This window comes from Verrucomicrobiota bacterium (assembly GCA_034440155.1).
Lineage (GTDB): Bacteria > Verrucomicrobiota > Verrucomicrobiia > JAWXBN01 > JAWXBN01 > JAWXBN01.
In genome coordinates, this window is record JAWXBN010000107.1 from 1 (window position 1) to 17,149 (window position 17,149).

Annotated in this window: 15 protein-coding genes and 1 pseudogene; 3 read left to right on the plus strand and 13 right to left on the minus strand. The window is 50.5% G+C overall.

The window, feature by feature from the left end; genetic code table 11:
- The 7 genes and pseudogenes from SGI98_11355 to leuS form a co-directional block, all read right to left on the minus strand.
- On the minus strand, positions 1 to 1,092 hold a 1,092-nt coding region (locus SGI98_11355), incomplete at its 3' end, for a citrate/2-methylcitrate synthase (GenBank protein ID MDZ4743999.1).
- Positions 1,093 to 1,197: 105 nt separating this feature from the next.
- Positions 1,198 to 3,273 carry a tRNA guanosine(34) transglycosylase Tgt gene (gene tgt / locus SGI98_11360; protein MDZ4744000.1) on the minus strand — a complete coding sequence of 692 codons (2,076 nt, stop codon included), beginning with the start codon at positions 3,271 to 3,273 and terminating at the stop codon, positions 1,198 to 1,200.
- A 181-nt stretch (positions 3,274 to 3,454) separates the two neighbouring features.
- Positions 3,455 to 4,012, minus strand: coding sequence for a VTT domain-containing protein (locus SGI98_11365; protein MDZ4744001.1), 558 nt, complete (start codon positions 4,010 to 4,012; stop codon positions 3,455 to 3,457).
- Between the two features lie 89 nt (positions 4,013 to 4,101).
- Positions 4,102 to 4,311, minus strand: a complete 210-nt coding sequence (locus SGI98_11370) for a cold-shock protein (protein ID MDZ4744002.1) — start codon at positions 4,309 to 4,311, stop codon at positions 4,102 to 4,104.
- A gap of 185 nt (positions 4,312 to 4,496) precedes the next feature.
- Complete coding sequence (locus SGI98_11375; GenBank protein ID MDZ4744003.1) at positions 4,497 to 5,282, minus strand: thiazole synthase; 786 nt, start codon at positions 5,280 to 5,282, stop codon at positions 4,497 to 4,499.
- A 45-nt stretch (positions 5,283 to 5,327) separates the two neighbouring features.
- A pseudogene (locus SGI98_11380) lies at positions 5,328 to 5,660 on the minus strand (response regulator).
- A gap of 38 nt (positions 5,661 to 5,698) precedes the next feature.
- Positions 5,699 to 8,368: a leucine--tRNA ligase gene (leuS, locus tag SGI98_11385; GenBank protein ID MDZ4744004.1), complete on the minus strand. Its 2,670-nt coding sequence runs from the start codon at positions 8,366 to 8,368 to the stop codon at positions 5,699 to 5,701.
- A gap of 403 nt (positions 8,369 to 8,771) precedes the next feature.
- On the opposite strand from leuS, the gene SGI98_11390 reads away from it, so the two are divergent.
- A complete protein-coding gene (locus SGI98_11390) occupies positions 8,772 to 9,020 on the plus strand; it encodes a hypothetical protein (GenBank protein MDZ4744005.1) in 249 nt (82 codons plus the stop codon).
- 36 nt (positions 9,021 to 9,056) lie between these two features.
- Here the strand turns inward: SGI98_11390 and SGI98_11395 are convergent, their stop codons facing one another.
- Positions 9,057 to 10,529 (minus strand): rhamnulokinase family protein, encoded by a 1,473-nt coding sequence (locus tag SGI98_11395; protein ID MDZ4744006.1) that lies wholly within the window; start codon positions 10,527 to 10,529, stop codon positions 9,057 to 9,059.
- 138 nt (positions 10,530 to 10,667) lie between these two features.
- Between SGI98_11395 and SGI98_11400 the strand changes: the two genes are divergently transcribed.
- A complete protein-coding gene (locus SGI98_11400) occupies positions 10,668 to 11,879 on the plus strand; it encodes a class I SAM-dependent methyltransferase (GenBank protein MDZ4744007.1) in 1,212 nt (403 codons plus the stop codon).
- A gap of 192 nt (positions 11,880 to 12,071) precedes the next feature.
- Here the strand turns inward: SGI98_11400 and SGI98_11405 are convergent, their stop codons facing one another.
- A complete protein-coding gene (locus SGI98_11405; GenBank protein MDZ4744008.1) occupies positions 12,072 to 12,419 on the minus strand; it encodes a histidine triad nucleotide-binding protein in 348 nt (115 codons plus the stop codon).
- A 113-nt stretch (positions 12,420 to 12,532) separates the two neighbouring features.
- On the opposite strand from SGI98_11405, the gene SGI98_11410 reads away from it, so the two are divergent.
- Positions 12,533 to 14,893, plus strand: a complete 2,361-nt coding sequence (locus SGI98_11410) for a glycoside hydrolase family 31 protein (protein ID MDZ4744009.1) — start codon at positions 12,533 to 12,535, stop codon at positions 14,891 to 14,893.
- Here SGI98_11410 and SGI98_11415 read toward each other — a convergent pair.
- The 4 genes from SGI98_11415 to SGI98_11430 form a co-directional block, all read right to left on the minus strand.
- Positions 14,886 to 15,449: a hypothetical protein gene (locus tag SGI98_11415; protein MDZ4744010.1), complete on the minus strand. Its 564-nt coding sequence runs from the start codon at positions 15,447 to 15,449 to the stop codon at positions 14,886 to 14,888. The two genes, SGI98_11410 and SGI98_11415, sit on opposite strands and share 8 nt — an antisense overlap.
- Positions 15,446 to 15,916 carry a transcriptional regulator NrdR gene (nrdR, locus tag SGI98_11420; GenBank protein ID MDZ4744011.1) on the minus strand — a complete coding sequence of 157 codons (471 nt, stop codon included), beginning with the start codon at positions 15,914 to 15,916 and terminating at the stop codon, positions 15,446 to 15,448. Before nrdR ends, SGI98_11415 begins: the two co-directional genes overlap by 4 nt.
- A 219-nt stretch (positions 15,917 to 16,135) precedes the next feature.
- The gene (locus SGI98_11425) at positions 16,136 to 16,813 is read right to left on the minus strand and encodes a hypothetical protein (GenBank protein ID MDZ4744012.1); all 678 of its coding nucleotides are present in this window, start codon (positions 16,811 to 16,813) and stop codon (positions 16,136 to 16,138) included.
- Between the two features lie 93 nt (positions 16,814 to 16,906).
- Positions 16,907 to 17,149, minus strand: a 243-nt coding sequence (locus SGI98_11430) for a PfkB family carbohydrate kinase (GenBank protein MDZ4744013.1), incomplete at its 5' end; no start/stop codon positions are given.

Below are 17,149 nucleotides of genomic sequence, written 5' to 3' on the forward strand. Positions count from 1 at the left end.
ATTAGGATAAAGATTCCTCTCTTGGAAGTACGGATCGGACAGGGCTTTTTCCTCGAGGGCAAAAGCAATATCTAAGAGGGGATCATTCCTCTTTGTTTTTTTAACGACTTCTTTGCAGATATTTTTAGCGATTTTTGCGCGGGGATCGTATGATTTGTAAACGCGGTGGCCAAATCCCATCAGGCGGAAGGGGCTCCGGGGATTCTTTGCTTTTTCGATGACGGCATTAATGTCGCCGCCGTCTTTCTGGATGTTTTCGAGCATTTCGATGACGTGTTGATTTGCCCCCCCATGGAGCGGGCCCCAGAGTGCGCAGATACCAGCGGCGATGGAGGCATAAAGATTTGCCCCGGCACTACCGACAGCCCGGACGACGGAGGAGGAGCAGTTCTGCTCATGGTCCGCGTGGATAATGAGGAGTTTATTTAGAGCATCGACCATGACAGGATCAAAGGCCTCCTCGCGCACGGGTGAGTCGAACATCATATTCAGGAAATTCTCACAATATTTCAGATCGTGGCGCGGATAAACCACGGGTTCCCCAATCGATTTCTTAAAGGAGAAAGCGGCGATGGTCCTGAGCTTTGAAATGAGACGGGTCACAGTCATATCCAGATCCTCTTTGATGTCCTTGCCGAGCTCGGGATAAAAGGACGAGAGGGAGACGGCCATGGCTGAAAGGATCGCCATGGGATGTGAGTGGTAAGGGTAATTACTGAAAAACTCGCGCATATCCTCGTGGATCATCGAGTGGATATTCAGGAGATTCGAGTAACGCGCTTTTTGTTCCGTATTTGGTAGTGAACCGTGGACAAGTAGGTAGGCCACCTCAAGGAATTCACATTTCTCGGCCAGATCAGCTACGTCATAACCGCGGTATCGTAGGATACCTTTTTCACCATCGATAAAGGTGATTGCACTCGAACAAGCCCCTGTATTCATGAAGCCGGGGTCGTAGGTAATCAGTCCGGTTTCTTTCCTGAGCCTGCGGATGTCCAGGGCGCGTTCACCTTCAGATCCTTCATAGATGGGATAAGTGAATTTTTCTTCCCCGATCGTGATCTCCGCGTTGCAGTTTTTTTCCATTTTCATAGACAGTCCTTTTTCGTGCTGGGGCCTGAGTCTAGGAATGAGCGCAGACCTTGATCAAGAACAATGATCGTTAATTCCTCATTATTACGCGCAAATTGCTCCGGATTACTTTTCCGGGCGAGCGTCCTCGCTCGGTGTGTGAGGGAGAGGTGGCTTCCATTGGGGATGTCCACGGATGAGTGTCTCGAAAGCCGCGTGTTCTTCAGGTGGGATGCCCGCGGGAGTCTTTGCGCAGGAACGGTTCCATTTGGATAACCACTCTTCGGAGAGCATCTCACGGCGGGACTGGAATGGGCCGTTGAGGGCGGGGGTGGTCATGGCGATGGTGGTTTCGAGCTTTTGCCCGGTGCCACGACCTTTGGCGAGGTAAAATCCCGCCGCGAGCAGGGCAGCACGGGAGGCGGTGGAATACGAATAAGTGAAAAGCTCGGCGGCTTTATGACCACAAATACTGAAGAGCTTTTGGAAAACATCGAATGTCCAGAGTTCCCCCGATGTCTTGACTGAATACATGTCGTAGAAAATCAAATCCGGCGGGAGTGGGGCCTGCATCATGGTCTCGAGGAAATCACCTTTGAAAAGAGTCCAACACAGACCGGGGAATTGTTTCGACTGCCACTGCCCGTTTTGGGCGATTCCGGCTGGGCCCCCATGGCGCAGGTAAGTGAAAAGATCACGGTGGTTGAGCGCGAGATTCAGGGAGTCGAGATTATTTTCAAAGCTGATGATGTGCATCGGACGGACAGGTCCCTTTGCCGCCTCAGCCTCGTAACATTGAATAGCCGCCATGGCATTGGCCGCGGCCCCCAGACCGGCATCCCAGATGACGAGCTCCCCCGCCTCGTTATCCGCAGTCTGACGAATGCGTTCGGACAGGAAAGATTGTTCCACATAAAGACTCTTGGCCTCTTCCATGGGAGGGGTGCGGGAATGCATGATCTCGCCGGAGGGAATGTGTTTGATGCTGGCGAATCCTTCATAAGCGATGTGGATCGTGTAATCCCCGAGGACAGGACGGCGTTTTTTCCCGGGCTTTACCGCAATGACCGGATGATCACAGTCGGGTGCATGCAGAAAAACCCGTTTCTGGTGGTAGAGCTCCATAAAACGGTCTTCGAGGATACTCTGCCTGATATCGCGCATGAGCTGGTGGTAGAAATGGATATTATGTTTGCCGAGGAGTTGCCAGCCGAGGGTTTCCCCGGTTTTGGCTAAGTGGTGCAAGTAGGCGCGGGAATAACGGCTGCATGTGGGGCAATGACATGCGGGGTCGAGTGCTTCGTCGGAGAATTTATAGACACTGCGCCGTAGCTGGAGAAATCCCCGGGAGGTGAAGGCCGCCCCGCGCTGGGCGACTTGTGTCGGGATAATACAGTCGAACATATCCACACCAAGGCCGACGGGCTCTAATACATCTAGCGGAGTTCCCACACCCATGAGGTAACGAGGTTTGTCCTCGGGTAACATTTGGGCCGTGAGCTCGCAAGTGTCTTCGCGCTCGTTTTTGGCCTCACCGACAGCTAAGCCGCCGATGGCAAATCCGTCAAAAGGCATCGCGCAAAGTTCAGCGACACTTTGTTTGCGTAAATCCGGGAAAAGGGCGCCTTGGACGATGCCAAACATGGATTGGGGGGAGTCTGCACGTGCGGCGAGGCTGCGGACGGCCCAACGGTGTGTGATGCCCAAGGCCGAGCGGGCGGTGGCTTCGTCGGCAGTGGAGGGGATACATTGGTCGAGGGCCATCATGATATCGCTGCCTATGGCGATTTGTGTGCCGATACTCAGTTCGGGGCTCAGCAGGATCGTTTTCCCGTCGATGTAACTCTGGAAAATAGCGCCCGCCTCACTCATGGAACGCGAGTGCGGTAGAGAAAATATCTGGAATCCGCCTGAGTCGGTGAGGACGGAACGTGGCCAGCTCATGAATTTCTGGATACCACCAATGCGCCGGAAGACCTCAGGACCCGGGCGGAGCAAAAGATGGTAGGTATTCGCGAGTAGGATTTGTGAGCCGGCATCTTCTAGGGTTTGGGTAAGCTGGGCCTTGACCGTGGCCTGGGTACCCACGGGCATAAAAAGCGGGGTTTTAACCTCATTATGAAGGGTGTGGAATGTCCCGGCGCGCGCACGTGAACCCGTGGCGCGGGCTTCTAATTTGAATTTCAAGCGGGACTCGTTCATATGGATTTAATTCCGGTGAAGCAAATTGCGGTAAACGGCCTTAAAATCAATCCTAACTATTTTTATAGAAGTATTTTTACGTTTGATTCACTGATCGTGGAATCTCTCGTTTCATTTCCAAGTGAGATTCATGCGGTAGATCATAGATGAGGACGGGGAATCCAATCAAAAGGAGGCGGGGTTAATTCGGGCGTTTGTTTTTATTCATTCCTGTCCAGCGGGTGATCAAGGAACGTGCCTTGGGTCCGCCGTACGCGATGATAAATGCCGTCAGGGTGAGGCGGGAACCGCGACCGATGACGGAAGCCCAGGTGAAATCCCAGAGGTCGACATGGGCGAGGCCGGACGCGAGGGCCACGACTTTATACGGTACCGGGCTGAGGGTGGCGACCACGATGCTCCAGAAGGTAGCGTCACTGTATTCTTGAGCAATTTGCGGCACCTTATCCAGATGGAGGAAGGGCAGGTGTCCAGTGGCGAACCCTTGAAATCCTTCCCAAAAGAAATATCCGAGAATCCACATGAGGTATCCACCGATGACAGAGGCGATAATGGCGACCACTGAATAAAGTAGCCACCTTTTCGGTTTTGCCAGGCACATGGGGATGAGCATGAAATAGGGGGAGATCGGCAGGAGGGAGGAATTCAGGAAGGTAATCAATGCAAAAACGGCCAGACCCCAGCGAGAATTTAATGAGGCTAGAGCCCAGTCATAAAACTTTTTGAGTGTTTTTCCCATTTTCTGGACGAGTATCGGAGGTAAAAAAAATCCCGGTCAAGGCTGTGAGGCTTTGCCGGGAAAAAATTAATCGAAAAGATTAAATGAGATTACTCTGCAGTAACGTTCTCTGCTTGAGGACCTTTTTGTCCATCAACGATCGTGAAGGAAACACGTTGTCCTTCACGGAGGGTTTTACGGCCACTGCCGTTGATTGCGGTGTGATGAACGAAAACGTCTTTACCGCTTTCAGGTTGGATAAATCCGAACCCTTTTTCATCGTTGAACCATTTAACTGTACCTGTAACTTGTTCTGACATATTGCTTTCTTGATTTTTTCTTGATTGTCCGTGAATCCTTCAATAAAAGAATCCAGCGGGTGTGTTCATGTCCACGCTTAACAGGGCTATTCAAGAAAGCAACCACTAAGTTCGATAATTCACAGTTATTCTATTAAATGGTAATAATTGTGATGGTGATTTGAAAAAACAGGGGGTATGTCGTTTTACTTCAAAAACCCCGTCAGAGGACTCGTGGCAGAGGCTTTTGATGATTGGCCGGCGAGGCCGATCTCGAAGGCTTCGCGGCCAGCTTCGATACCTTTGGCAAAGGCTTTTGCCATGCCACAGGGGTCAGGGGCGATAGCGATGGCGGTATTAATCAGTACGGCGTCCGCACCCATTTCCATGGCCTCAGCGGCTTGTGACGGGGCTCCGATGCCCGCATCGACGACGACGGGGACACTGGCTTGCTCGATAATGATTTCAATTTGTGCGCGGGTCTGGATGCCGCGGTTCGACCCGATAGGTGCACCTAAGGGCATGACTGTGGCACAGCCCACGTCTTGGAGGCGTTTGGCCAGGACCGGATCGGCATTTATGTAAGGCAGGACAATAAAACCCTCTTTGACGAGGTGTTTTGCCGCTTCGTAGGTTTCCACAGGGTCGGGGAGCAAATAGTGGGGGTCGGGATGGATTTCGAGCTTCACCCAGTTCGGTAAACCCGCGCTGCGGGCGAGTTTGGCCAGTCGAATGGCTTCCTCGGCATTTTGTGCGCCACTGGTATTAGGCAGGATCAGGTATTTTTTCGGATCGATAAAATCCAGTATGTCGGCGGAAGGATCGTGTTCGCCTGAGAGATTCGCCCGGCGCAGTGCGACAGTTACGATCTCGGCCCCACTGACCTCGAGGGCATGGCGCATGGAGGCATTTGACGAGAATTTCCCTGTACCGACCATCAGACGGGAACGGAACTCGCGCCCGGCGATTTTGAGTTTGGTAGATTCTTTGATGGAGGGGAGTTTGCTCGAGTCGATGGCTTTTTCGACACGGACTTGGAGTTCTGCTAGGTTAAAAGGTTTGCGCACATAATCTGCGGCGCCGAGCTGGAGGCCTTTGACAATGTCAGCGGCGGCCCCTTTTTGGGTGAGGAATACGACAGGGATATTTTTTGTGGCAGGATTTGCTTTCAGGCGCTCGATTAATTCCAGCCCGCTCATCACCGGGAGCATGATATCCGAGATAATCACATCTGGAAGTATTTTGATGGCTTGATCGAGGCCTTGCTGACCGTCGGAACCGAGAAAGACTTCCCATTTTTCTTGGTCGAACCGCGCTTGGATCACGCGGCGGATACTCGGATCATCTTCGACGACTAATACTTTAGGCATAAGGGTACTTCCGTTTTTTTTTAAAAAAAGTTGGGCGACTAACCAATGACGATATTGACAAGTTTATCAGGAACGACAATGACCTTTTTGACTGATTTCCCCTCGGTGAATTCTTTCACACGCGGGTTAGCCATGGCTTTCGCCTCGGATTCCTCGCGTGAAGTACCTTTGGGCAACATGATCTTGTCGCGCAATTTGCCATTGACCTGGATGACGACCTCGACTTCGGATTCGACGAGATACTTTTCTTCGCAAACAGGCCATGGGGCATAATTGATCGACGGGATGTGTCCTGCCGGGGTCAGTGCAAATTGCGGGGCGGAATGGATCGCTGCCCAGAGCTCCTCTGCGATATGGGGGGCAAAAGGACTCAGGAGCTGGAGGAATTCCTTGAGTGGGGCAAGTGGCCTTTCTTCCAGTGGGGTGAATTCATTCACAAATATCATCATCTGGGCGATAGCAGTATTCAACGAGAGATTTTCGATGTCTTCGCCGACTTTTTTTATCGTGGCATGGAGCACCTTGAGCTGGCCTGGGGTGGGGGCCGAGTCGCGCAATTTGCTCGAGAGCGACCAGGAACCATCCTGCTGCTCCTCCATAATGAGGCGCCAGACACGGCCAAGGAAACGGTAAACTCCCTCGACGCCTTTCATGCTCCAGGGTTTTACCTGTTCCAGCGGGCCCATGAACATCTCATACAGGCGCAGGGAGTCAGCCCCGTATTCTTTGATCACGTCATCGGGGTTCACCACATTTCCGCGCGATTTGCTCATCTTTTGCCCGTCCTCACCGAGGATCAGGCCTTGATTGACGAGTTTGTAGAAAGGCTCAGGTGTCGTGACGAGCCCGAGGTCAAAGATGACCTTATGCCAGAAACGCGCGTAGAGCAGGTGCAAAACGGCGTGTTCGGTACCACCGACATAGAGATCGACGCCCTTTTCTTTCGGGTCCAGGCTGGAATGCATCCAGTACTTTTCCGCCTCAGGGGAAACAAAAGCCTGCGCATTTTGTGCGTCCGTATAACGCAGGTAATACCAGCAGGAGCCTGCCCATTGAGGCATGGTATTCACTTCCCGTCTCCCCGCGCAATTTGCGCCGGTGTACGGATTCGTGATCTGGACATCGAGCCAGTCACCGGCCTTGGAGAGTGGGGGCTCTGGCGTGCCGGTGGGTTTAAAATCGTCCATGTCCGGTGGGATCAATGGCATGGTTTGAGCATCCAGAGCAAAATGCTCTTTGCCGACCCAGACGATCGGGAAAGGTTCACCCCAGTAACGCTGACGACTGAAAAGCCAGTCGCGGAGTTTGTAATTAATCGTCTTTTTCCCCAGCCCGTGTTCCTCCAGCCAAGCCGCAATTTTGTTTTTTGCATCGAGAGTCGAAAGCCCGTTGAGGAGTCCGGAATTCACCGCAGTGCCATCCCCACAGAAGCCAAGGGATTCCTGTCCAGCGGGGGCTTGGACGACGAGAGTGACTGGCAGCCCAAATGTCTGAGCAAATTCCAGATCGCGTTCGTCATGTGCCGGCACGGCCATGATCGCGCCTGTGCCATAACCAGCCAAGACATAGTCAGCGATCCAGATCGGGATTTTTTCGTTATTCACCGGATTAAGCGCGTAAGCTCCCGTAAATACACCGGTTTTGTCTTTGGCCAACTGCCGGTCTTGATCAGATTTTGACGCGGCAAATTGTTTATAATCCGCCACGGCTTTTTCATGTGTGCTGGTAGTGATCTGGTCGACTAGCTCGTGTTCGGGGCAGAGCACCATATACGTCGCGCCGAAAAGGGTATCGGGGCGAGTGGTGAAAACGGTGATTTTCTCGATCGGATTCTCCAGAGCAAATTGCACCTCGGCACCCTCGGAGCGCCCGATCCAGTTCCTCTGGAGGAGTTTAATACTCTCAGGCCAATTCACCAGGTCGAGTTCGTTAATCAGGCGTTCGCAATACTCGGTGATCCGGAGCATCCATTGGCGCATCGGGCGGCGCTCGACGGGGAACCCGCCGACTTCGCTTTTTCCGTCGATGACTTCTTCATTCGCCAGCACGGTCCCGAGTTGGGGGCACCAGTTTACGGGGGCTTCGCTGACGTAAGCCAGGCGTTTGCTGTCGATCAAGGCACGTTTTTTTTCCGGAGTGTCACAATCCGCCGGGATGGGCAGATCCGTAATCGGGCGGGCAATTTGTGTCGCCGGGTCGAACCATGAATTATACAGTTTAAGGAAAATCCACTGGGTCCATTTAAAGTAAGCCGGGTCGGTGGTATTCACCTCGCGTGACCAGTCGTAGCTAAATCCGATCCCTTTGAGTTGTTTCTTGAAATAGGCGACATTTTGCTCGGTGGTGACGCGCGGGTGCTGGCCGGTTTTGATGGCGTATTGTTCAGCCGGCAGGCCGAAGGCGTCCCAGCCCATCGGGTGGAGGACGTTGAATCCTTTCATCCGTTTGAATCGGCTGACAATGTCGGTGGCGGTGTACCCCTCGGGATGACCCACGTGGAGGCCTGAGCCGCTCGGGTAGGGGAACATGTCGAGGCAGAAGAATTTCGGGGGCAGCTGGCCCTTGGCGCAATTTGCACCGTGCCGCGTAGCAAAAGGGTGTGCCTCCGGGATATTCTCGCCCGGGTTCCACGCGCGGAAAGTTTCTTGTTTATCCCAAAAAGCCTGCCATTTGGGTTCGATCTCTGGAAATGGATATTGCGGTCGCATAATTGAACCGGTGAGTAAACCACGAAGCGGTAAAGCTGGCAAAGCGGAAATTTCTCTTGGGGGGGGATTTATGCGGATATGGACTCCACTGGGGATTCTAGATTGCTTCCGCATCCGCCCTTCTCTCCATTCCTTTTAAGAGATCAGACTTTAAAATTTCGTCGAGATGATATATGATGATGTCATCATGAGAATAATTATAGAACTCCCTGAAGATCAGGTGAATGCTCTTGCTGAGCTTTGCAAATCAGAAGGAATCTCTCGCGCGGAAGCGATTTAAAAGGGCCTTGGGGGAAATGCTCGCTCGAAAACAGACTCAAAGCAGGGAACAGGCCTTTGGGGGATGGGAAAATCGTGGGGATAGCCGGAAGATCGTGGACGATCTGCGTGAGGAGTGGAAATCATGAAGGCGGTCATCGATAGTGATGTCTTGATGGACTATCTCCAAGGAGTCAATGAGGCAAAGATAGAAATCAGCAGATATAGTGATCCTCTCTACTCCATCATTTCTTGGATGGAAATGATGTGTGGAGCTCAAACAGATCATGAACGAATGAGGCTTATTGAGCTTTTGCATGCATCCAGCAAGCCCTGGAGATTCGTGAAAATCAAGGTCGGAAACCTTTTGAGGCAATTCGTCGATGAAAGATAAAGCGTCCGAGTAACACTACTCAGTATTCATTTCTGATTACCCGCAAATTGCGCGGAAACGTTCAATAAATGGTTTCCAAGAGATTTGGTTTACTGGTTCAAAATATTTGACTGGGAACGAGTCGCTGACGATTTTGCGGAGTTCCTCGTGGTTATGGATGTCACCCATGGCGAGGGACTGCATGAGGATATTACCGAGGGCGGTGGCTTCGACCGGGCCGGCGGCGATAGTGATTCCGCAGGCGTCCGCGGTGAATTGCTGGAGGAGTTCGTTTTTAATCCCGCCCCCGACGACATGGAGGGTTTTGATTTTTTTGCCGGTGACCTCAGAGATTTTTTCCAGGGTCACACTGTAAAGACATGCGAGGCTTTCGAGTGCGCAACGGATGATCTCACCATGGGTCTCTGGGACGGCCTGACCTTTTTCGCGGCAGAACCCCTGGATTTTCGAGGGCATATCGCCGGGTTTCAGGAATCGGGCATCATTCGGGTTAATGAGTGAACCGAAGGGTTTGGCCTCGGACGCGATATGGGTGAGCATCGAGTAATCATAATGGTGCCCGACTTTTTCCCATGTCCGGCGACATTCCTGTACGAGCCACATGCCGATGATATTTTTAAGGAAGCGGGTGGTGCCGTCGATGCCTTGTTCATTGGTGAATTCCGCAGCCAGGGCTGAGTCTTTGACAAATGGTTTAGTCAGCTCGACGCCCATCAAGGACCAGGTGCCCGAACTCAAGTAAGCCCAGTTTTTGCCCGTGGCAGGGACCGCAGCGATGGCAGCCCCGGTGTCATGGGAGCAACTCGCCACGACCTCGCAATTTGTCAGGCCGAGCTCGTGAGCGACTTGGGGCTGGACCGGGGCGATCCGCGTGGCGGAGGGAAGGACATCGGGGAAGATGTGCTTTGGGAACTTGAATTTGCTGATGATTTTTTTCGACCAGGCACGTTTTTTGGGGTTGTAAATCTGGGTGGTGCTGGCGAGAGACTCCTCCATGACCGCTTTACCGGAGAAAAGGAAATTAAGGAAATCGCCCATACAAAGGAGTTTATCCGCCGATTTGAGCAGGGCGGGGTCCGATGAATTATGGGCGTGGAGCTGGTAAAGGGTATTAAGAGTCATGAATTGGATACCGGTTTCTTTATAGATATCTTCCTTGCTCATGACGGCAAAAGCGCGTTCAAATCCCCCGTCGGTGCGGCTGTCCCGGTAATTATAGGGGGTTCCCACCAGAGGTTCGATTTTCCCCGTCAGGCAGTAGTCCACACCCCAAGTATCGGATGAAAGACTGCGGGGCTGGATTCCTTGGGCGGTGACCTTCGCGATTCCTTTTTTAATCTCATCAAAAAGGCGCAAGACATCCCAGCGCAAGGTGCCATTGACATTGATGATGACATTGGGAAAACGGTGCATTTCGTCGAGGGAGACTTTTCCATTCTCTAAGGTGCCGAGCATGACGCGCCCGCTTTCTGCTCCAAGATCGATTCCAAGATAATGTTTTGCGCTCATAGGAAAAAATATTTTTTGTTGGGGTTTGAAGGGGCAGAATGAACAAAGTCGGATCGCTTTGAAAACATTTTATTTTTCGAATAGAAGATTTTTCGGATGGTATTCCCCGTATTCAAGGCTTAAGAGTGAAAGCCTGTTATGGCTATTATCCACCGAAATCTCTGTGATCCCATTATTTGGGCCTTGAACGAAGTCTTTAATCAGGGCCGTTACACCGACAAGGTGCTCGAACGTGTCTTGAAGGAGGATAAACGCCGTGGAGCCCGCGACCGGGCGTTTATTGCGGAGAATGTTTATGAGATCGTCCGCTGGCGCAGACTTTTGGGATTTTGTATCGGGATCGACAAAGAAACAGGATTTACCCAGATGGAACTCTGGAAACTCTTTGGTGCACAAATAGTCCTGGCGGGGATGGAGTTACCCAAATGGGTGGAATTCGCCCCCCTTGACGACAAGGATATCCGGAAAAACCGCAAGTCCCATAAATCTCGAGCGGTCGAACAGTCGGTTCCTGATTGGATGGATACCCTCGGTGAAAAAGAACTCGGCCCTGTCTGGGGCCGGGAACTCATGGCTTTAAATCAAAAAGCTACCTTGGTCGTCCGGTGCAATTTGCTCAAGACCACACCGGATCATGTCGCTAAAAGCTTGCTAGAACTCGAAGTGCCGACCGAGTTTGATGAACGTTTCCCGCACGCACTTATTTTAAAGAAAAGGATTAATCTTTTCTCGACGGACCTTTTTAAGAATGGTCATGTCGAGGTCCAAGATGCCGCGTCGCAGGCCGTGTCAGCATTCCTCGATGTAAAGCCCGGAATGCGTGTCGTGGATGCTTGTGCAGGGGCGGGGGGAAAGAGCCTACACCTATCCGCACTCATGCAAAATAAGGGCAGGATTATCGCTCTCGACACTGGGGAACGCCGTTTGGATGAGCTCCGTAAACGGGCCGCTCGTGCCGGAGCTGATAATATCGAGGCCCGGATTATTGATGGGGCAAAGACCGTCAAAAGAATGGAGAAATCCGCGGACCGCCTGCTTTTGGATGTGCCGTGCTCTGGCCTAGGTGTCCTGCGACGAAATCCTGATGCGAAATGGAAACTTTCCCAAGAGGAAATCGAGCGGGTCAAAGGGATCCAACGCGAGATCCTTACTAAATACCCCGTCATGCTTAAACCCGGGGGCATCATGGTTTATGCCACTTGCAGCATTCTGCCAAGTGAGGGTGAAGATCAAATTGCCTGGTTCCTGAAAGAGAATCCTGATTATAAACTCCTTGCTGAAAAACGTCTCTCAGTCGCCAAAGATGGTTTCGACGGTTTCTACATGGCCAAGCTCCAACTCGGAGAGTAAGGCTTTTTGTCGAGGATGCGGCCCTTGTGACGCCGCCGTAGCAATTTGCTCGGTGGTTAGTGATTAAAATCATGGTAAAGCCTGATTTTAGGCTCTTCCATTTTCAGAATGATCCGCCGTGGTATGGGTATCTTGCCCATGCCACTTACTTCAAACAATGCCATTTTTCTCTTTTGAGTTAAGAGAGTCTGGTTAGGCGCCAAATGAGTCTTTGAGGCGTTCGCCCCCGAGGATGTGGACGTGGAGGTGGGGGACTGTTTCTCCGGCGTTAGGGCCTGAGTTAATCACGATACGGTAACCGCCCTCTTCGAGTCCTTCCTTTTTTGCCACCCTTTGAGCGCTCAAGAGGAGGTGTCCAAGGAGGGCGTGGTCTTCTGGGGTCGCTTCAGCCAGCCGTGTAATTTGCTTTTTGGGGATCACAAGGTAATGCCCCAGCGCTTGAGGATGGAGATCTTTGATGGCGATACAATGATCGTCTTCATGGATAAAGGGGGAGGGGATTTCGCGATTGATGATTTTAGTAAAAATAGAGTCACTCATAATGGAAAAGAGATTAACAAAATCCGGTATGACTCCGCAATCAAAACAAAGACCGCTTGCATGGGCGCGGCTTTTTGTTTTTGATAGAGGGAAAATAATCACTCACCTCTCATATGTATTTTAATAAAATCCACAATCCTCCGAACTTCGCATTTATTCCCGCCAAAGGACTCAAGAATAACAGGGTTAAACTGCCCGGACACCAGATCAGCCTGAAAACAGCCGATCTGGGGGAGGATGTCTTTGAGATTTCATTTGGATCCCCACAGTGGGATTACCGCAGTGACAGTGGACTGGATTTAAATGCTTTTCGAGCCCCCAGCAGTGCCTGCCTGCAAATGGCGGCTCATGGCGGTTTTTCTGTTTCTTTAGGCAAAAGCAAATTACTCGAAACAACCCAGGAAGAAGCCTTCGGAGTTTGTGGAAAGAGCTGGATGATGCAGTTCGTCCCTCCATCGAATGCAGAGTTTTATGGAATGGGAGAAAAGAATAATGGATTTGAGAAGAGCGGAGTGCGTACAAAATTTTGGAATACCGATGTCTGGGCGGATTTCCATGCGGACGCCTATATTAACGGGACGACTGACCCGATGTATGTATCGATTCCCTATGTGATTATCAAACAAGATAATACTTATGTGGGGATTTTAATTGATAACCCATACGCCAGCTTTATGGGGGTGTCGCCCGTAGTCAGTATCGGTGGGGATCAAATGAAGCTTGAAGGACGCCAGCCATTTTTCCTCGGGGCTGAAGACGGGACAGCGCGTATCTATGTGATCGTGGGACCGAGCTTGGACGCGTTAACCCGTAAATACCAACGGCTGGCCGGGGTGACCCCGCGTCCACCCCTTTGGGCGCTCGGATATCACCAGTGCCGCTGGGGGTATCAAAGCCATATATGCCTCGACAAACTGGATAAAAACTTTTCAAAACATGGAATCCCCTGTGACGGTCTCTGGTTAGATATCGACTACATGGATGGATACCGGGTTTTCACGATGGATAAAAAACATTTTTCGAGTCCTGTTGCTCAAATCGCCGACGTGAATAAGCGAGGACGCAAGGTGGTGCCGATTATTGATCCTGGGGTCAAACTCGATCCGGGGTATAAAGTCTATGATGAGGGCGCGAAAGCAAAGGCTTATTGCAAAACCCCCTCTGGTAAGGACTTTGTCGGGTTTGTCTGGCCGGGGGCGACAGTATTCCCCGATTTTGCTTCGCCCAAAGCACGCCAGTGGTGGGCAGGGCAGGTTGCGCAATTTGCGCGGCAAGGGATTTATGGGGCTTGGCTCGACATGAATGACCCAGCTGCCGGGGCTTCTGAACTTGACCCCATGCTTTTTAACGGGGGAAAATGGCCTCACCAAGCTTATCATAATCAATACGCCCTAGGAATGGCGATGGCCACGCGAGCGGGATTTTTACAGGCTCATCCGGACAAGAGGCCATTCCTCCTGAGCCGGAGTGGGTTTACTGGAATGGGTAAATATGCTGCGATCTGGACGGGGGATAATTTTTCTAATGAACACCACCTAAAAAACGCCATTCCCATCTCGTTGAATCTCGCTATTTCAGGGATTCCATTCAATGGCCCGGATGCAGGGGGATTTGGCGGGGATACCACAGCCGACTTGATGGTGGCCTGGCATAAAATGCAGTTTCTTTTCCCATTTTTGAGGAACCATACACATACAGGAACCCGTGATCAGGAGCCTTGGGCCTTTGACAGGAAGACACTCGTGATATTGCGTGATTATATCCGCCAGCGCTACAAATTACTGCCTTATCTCTATAACCTGTATATCGAGCATGAGCGCACCGGGGCCGCGATCATGAGGCCGCTCTTTTACGATTTTGAGGATACGCGCAAATTGCCCTTGGGCAAGGTGGGTGACCAATTCATGGTCGGCCCAGCGCTCATGCAAGCCCCTGTATTATCCGAAAAAGGGATGGAACGTGATGTCGTCCTGCCCCGGGCCAAATGGTTCTCCTTGATCGACGGGAAATGGATAACCGGAGGGCGCAAACTCCCCGTGAAACAAACAGCGCAAACAACACCCCTTTATTTCCGGGAAGGATCTATCGTCCCGATGCAGGCAGGTGAAAGGAAAACACAGGTCAATGACCTTAAAAAGATCGAACTCCATCTTTTCCTGTCAGTAGCGTTTAAGAGCACCGCCCAGTACCGTTACGTCTTTGATGACGGGGAAAGTTTCGAGTACCGGAAAGGCTTCTATTCGGAATATTTGATTACGGTGAAGGCTACTGGGAAAAAACTCGGTGTGGACATCCAGACTATCCAGAACACCTCAGGTCCGCTTGAGGTTTCATTTGTGGTTTATGATTCCTTTGACCAGCTGGAAACGAAATCAGGGAAAGAAGTTGTTAAAATGGAATTAAAACCATCCTCATGGACTTTGGCTGGGAGCAAATTGCGCGGGTTCAAAACCCGATTCCTCAAAATCAATTAATGATCACGGCGAGATTTTTCTCGCTGCAATAAGTGGCGATCGCGAGGCGGATGTATTCGACCAGTTCATCATGTTGGCGATGGCACTTTTTGCGCCAACGTTTGGCACCACGCAAGGTTTTAACGCATTTGCGGATATTGCGGATATGAAGCGCCTGCGGATGGCAGGAGAGGGCATCGGCGACTTGGCGGCGGAGCTTTTCGTAGAATTCGATCTCCATAGGGACACCATCACCCGTTGTGAGTAAATTCAGGTCGATAATCGACTGGGCGGGAATGTAATGGAAGTGATCAGCGACTTTATCGAGATTGAGTTTACGTAAGACAAAACGAATAATTTCCTCAAAAGTCTCAAGGGTCATCATGTTTTCTTGGACATTCGAGATGAAATGCTCCAGTAATGCGCGCGCAAAAGATTCGGCATGGATCCAGTTTTCCCCTGTGGCTGATTCAGAGGATTTACGTAGCGAGATGACCAGTGACCCGTAATTCACCGGGGCGCGGTGCCCGGTTTTAGGGAATTCTATGATAATATTAGATTGGTCGATTAATCTCATTTTGCGGTCCCAACCACGGGTTGGGATAAATTATTCACTTCACTGATGAATTCATTAATATCACGGAAACTCCGATAAACACTGGCGAAACGGACATAAGCCACCTCGTCGAGTTTACGGAGCTTACGCATGAGGAGCTCCCCGACAGCCGTCGAAGGAATCTCCCGTTCGTGATCATGGCTGATTTCGTCGTGGATTTCATTCACCAAGATTTCGATTTGTTCGAGGGAAATAGGGCGTTTTTGACAGGCGATTTCTATGCCTTTCAGGAGTTTCGTACGGTCAAATTTCTCACGGCGACCATCCCTTTTTACGACAAAGAGGGCATCCTTTTCCACCTGCTCATAAGTCGTGTAGCGGTGGGCGCAATTCAGGCATTCACGCCGACGCCTGATGACATCACCTTCACGTGATGTTCTTGAATCAATGACTTTATCGTCTTGGCAACCGCATTTCGGACACTTCATTAAGTACCTACAATATTTAGTGTTAGGGATAACGGTTAACACAAGGAATAGACTTGTCAATGATGATATTCAAATTCGCTCTATTAATAAAAATATTTCCGAGTCAGACACCCACAAGATATAGGGGGTAGGGATCAAGCTGAGCAGATATAAAAAAAGGATATTTCGCCTTATTTGACGAAATATCCTGTGCGGGAAATTAAAAACGATGAAAGAAATTTAGGGGATAAACTTCCCCTCATTAAGGATCAACTCTGTCGAGCCTTGGTCACCCCAACCGGAAGATTCTAGGTTGAACCTGATTTTCTTCGCCCCATCCGGGATTTTTAGAGTGACCTCATCCAGAGATTCTCCTGAGCCTTCCGCTACAGTCATGCGTGCAATCGGGATGCGAAAAACTTCCTTTTCATCGATATAAACGACAAATACACTCTGTTGATTAATAGGAGTCCCCGGTAGGGTATAGTGGTATGCGTAGTCACTGATGAGGAGTTTGGATTTAAATTCTTTTGCTCCGGCAGGAATATTATATGTGGCATCATAATACATATTAAACTGGCGGGTAAGTAATCCTACTCCGGTCACAAACTCTCCACCAACAGCAAAAACGTCTAGGTTTGAAGCTTGATAAATTTGTCCTTCTTGAAATTTATAATCTTTTGGGATTTCCTTCACGATTTTACGACCGCCCGCATAAAGGAAATTTGATCCAGCACCGTAGTCAATAATCATATTTTCAGCTTTTTCACCGGTTCTTGTGATTATTGTATCATCTACCAAGTATGAGCCCCAGACGATTTCGGGCTCCATATTTACGAGGAGTGTTTCAGCTTTGATGAGTGTTTGAGAGAGTAAGAGAAGTGACGCTGAGCTTAATAGATACAACATTGTTTTCATAAATTTAACCTATTGTTATTTGAACATTATGCAATAAAAAAGATCCAAAATAATCTATTCAATCAGACTGGGGTTAGTCCTGATTTATTCAATTTAAAATGAGGAGTAAGTCTTAATGAGGTTTGCGCGGTGGGATATGTCCTGAATAGTGATTTCCTTGAGACGGCGCATGCTAAAGGCTTCCACATTATAAGAAGCAACCACTGTTCCGTGGATGACAGCCTTTTTTAAGGTTTCAAAGTCGTGTTTATCCGCTTGGGCGAGATAACCCATTAATCCACCGGCAAAACAGTCACCGGCACCGGTAGGGTCTTTGACTTCATCGAGTGGGAAGGC

Excerpts from the sequence above, each read along its gene's own strand:
- SGI98_11405 (MDZ4744008.1), bottom strand. The coding sequence starts at position 12,419 with ATGAGTGACTCTATTTTTACTAAAATCATCAATCGCGAAATCCCCTCC.
- SGI98_11365 (MDZ4744001.1), bottom strand. The coding sequence starts at position 4,012 with ATGGGAAAAACACTCAAAAAGTTTTATGACTGGGCTCTAGCCTCATTA.
- SGI98_11415 (MDZ4744010.1), bottom strand. The coding sequence starts at position 15,449 with ATGAGATTAATCGACCAATCTAATATTATCATAGAATTCCCTAAAACC.
- leuS (MDZ4744004.1), bottom strand. The coding sequence starts at position 8,368 with ATGCGACCGCAATATCCATTTCCAGAGATCGAACCCAAATGGCAGGCT.
- SGI98_11395 (MDZ4744006.1), bottom strand. The coding sequence starts at position 10,529 with ATGAGCGCAAAACATTATCTTGGAATCGATCTTGGAGCAGAAAGCGGG.
- SGI98_11410 (MDZ4744009.1), top strand. The coding sequence starts at position 12,533 with ATGTATTTTAATAAAATCCACAATCCTCCGAACTTCGCATTTATTCCC.
- SGI98_11400 (MDZ4744007.1), top strand. The coding sequence starts at position 10,668 with ATGGCTATTATCCACCGAAATCTCTGTGATCCCATTATTTGGGCCTTG.
- SGI98_11390 (MDZ4744005.1), top strand. The coding sequence starts at position 8,772 with ATGAAGGCGGTCATCGATAGTGATGTCTTGATGGACTATCTCCAAGGA.
- tgt (MDZ4744000.1), bottom strand. The coding sequence starts at position 3,273 with ATGAACGAGTCCCGCTTGAAATTCAAATTAGAAGCCCGCGCCACGGGT.
- SGI98_11370 (MDZ4744002.1), bottom strand. The coding sequence starts at position 4,311 with ATGTCAGAACAAGTTACAGGTACAGTTAAATGGTTCAACGATGAAAAA.
- SGI98_11425 (MDZ4744012.1), bottom strand. The coding sequence starts at position 16,813 with ATGAAAACAATGTTGTATCTATTAAGCTCAGCGTCACTTCTCTTACTC.
- nrdR (MDZ4744011.1), bottom strand. The coding sequence starts at position 15,916 with ATGAAGTGTCCGAAATGCGGTTGCCAAGACGATAAAGTCATTGATTCA.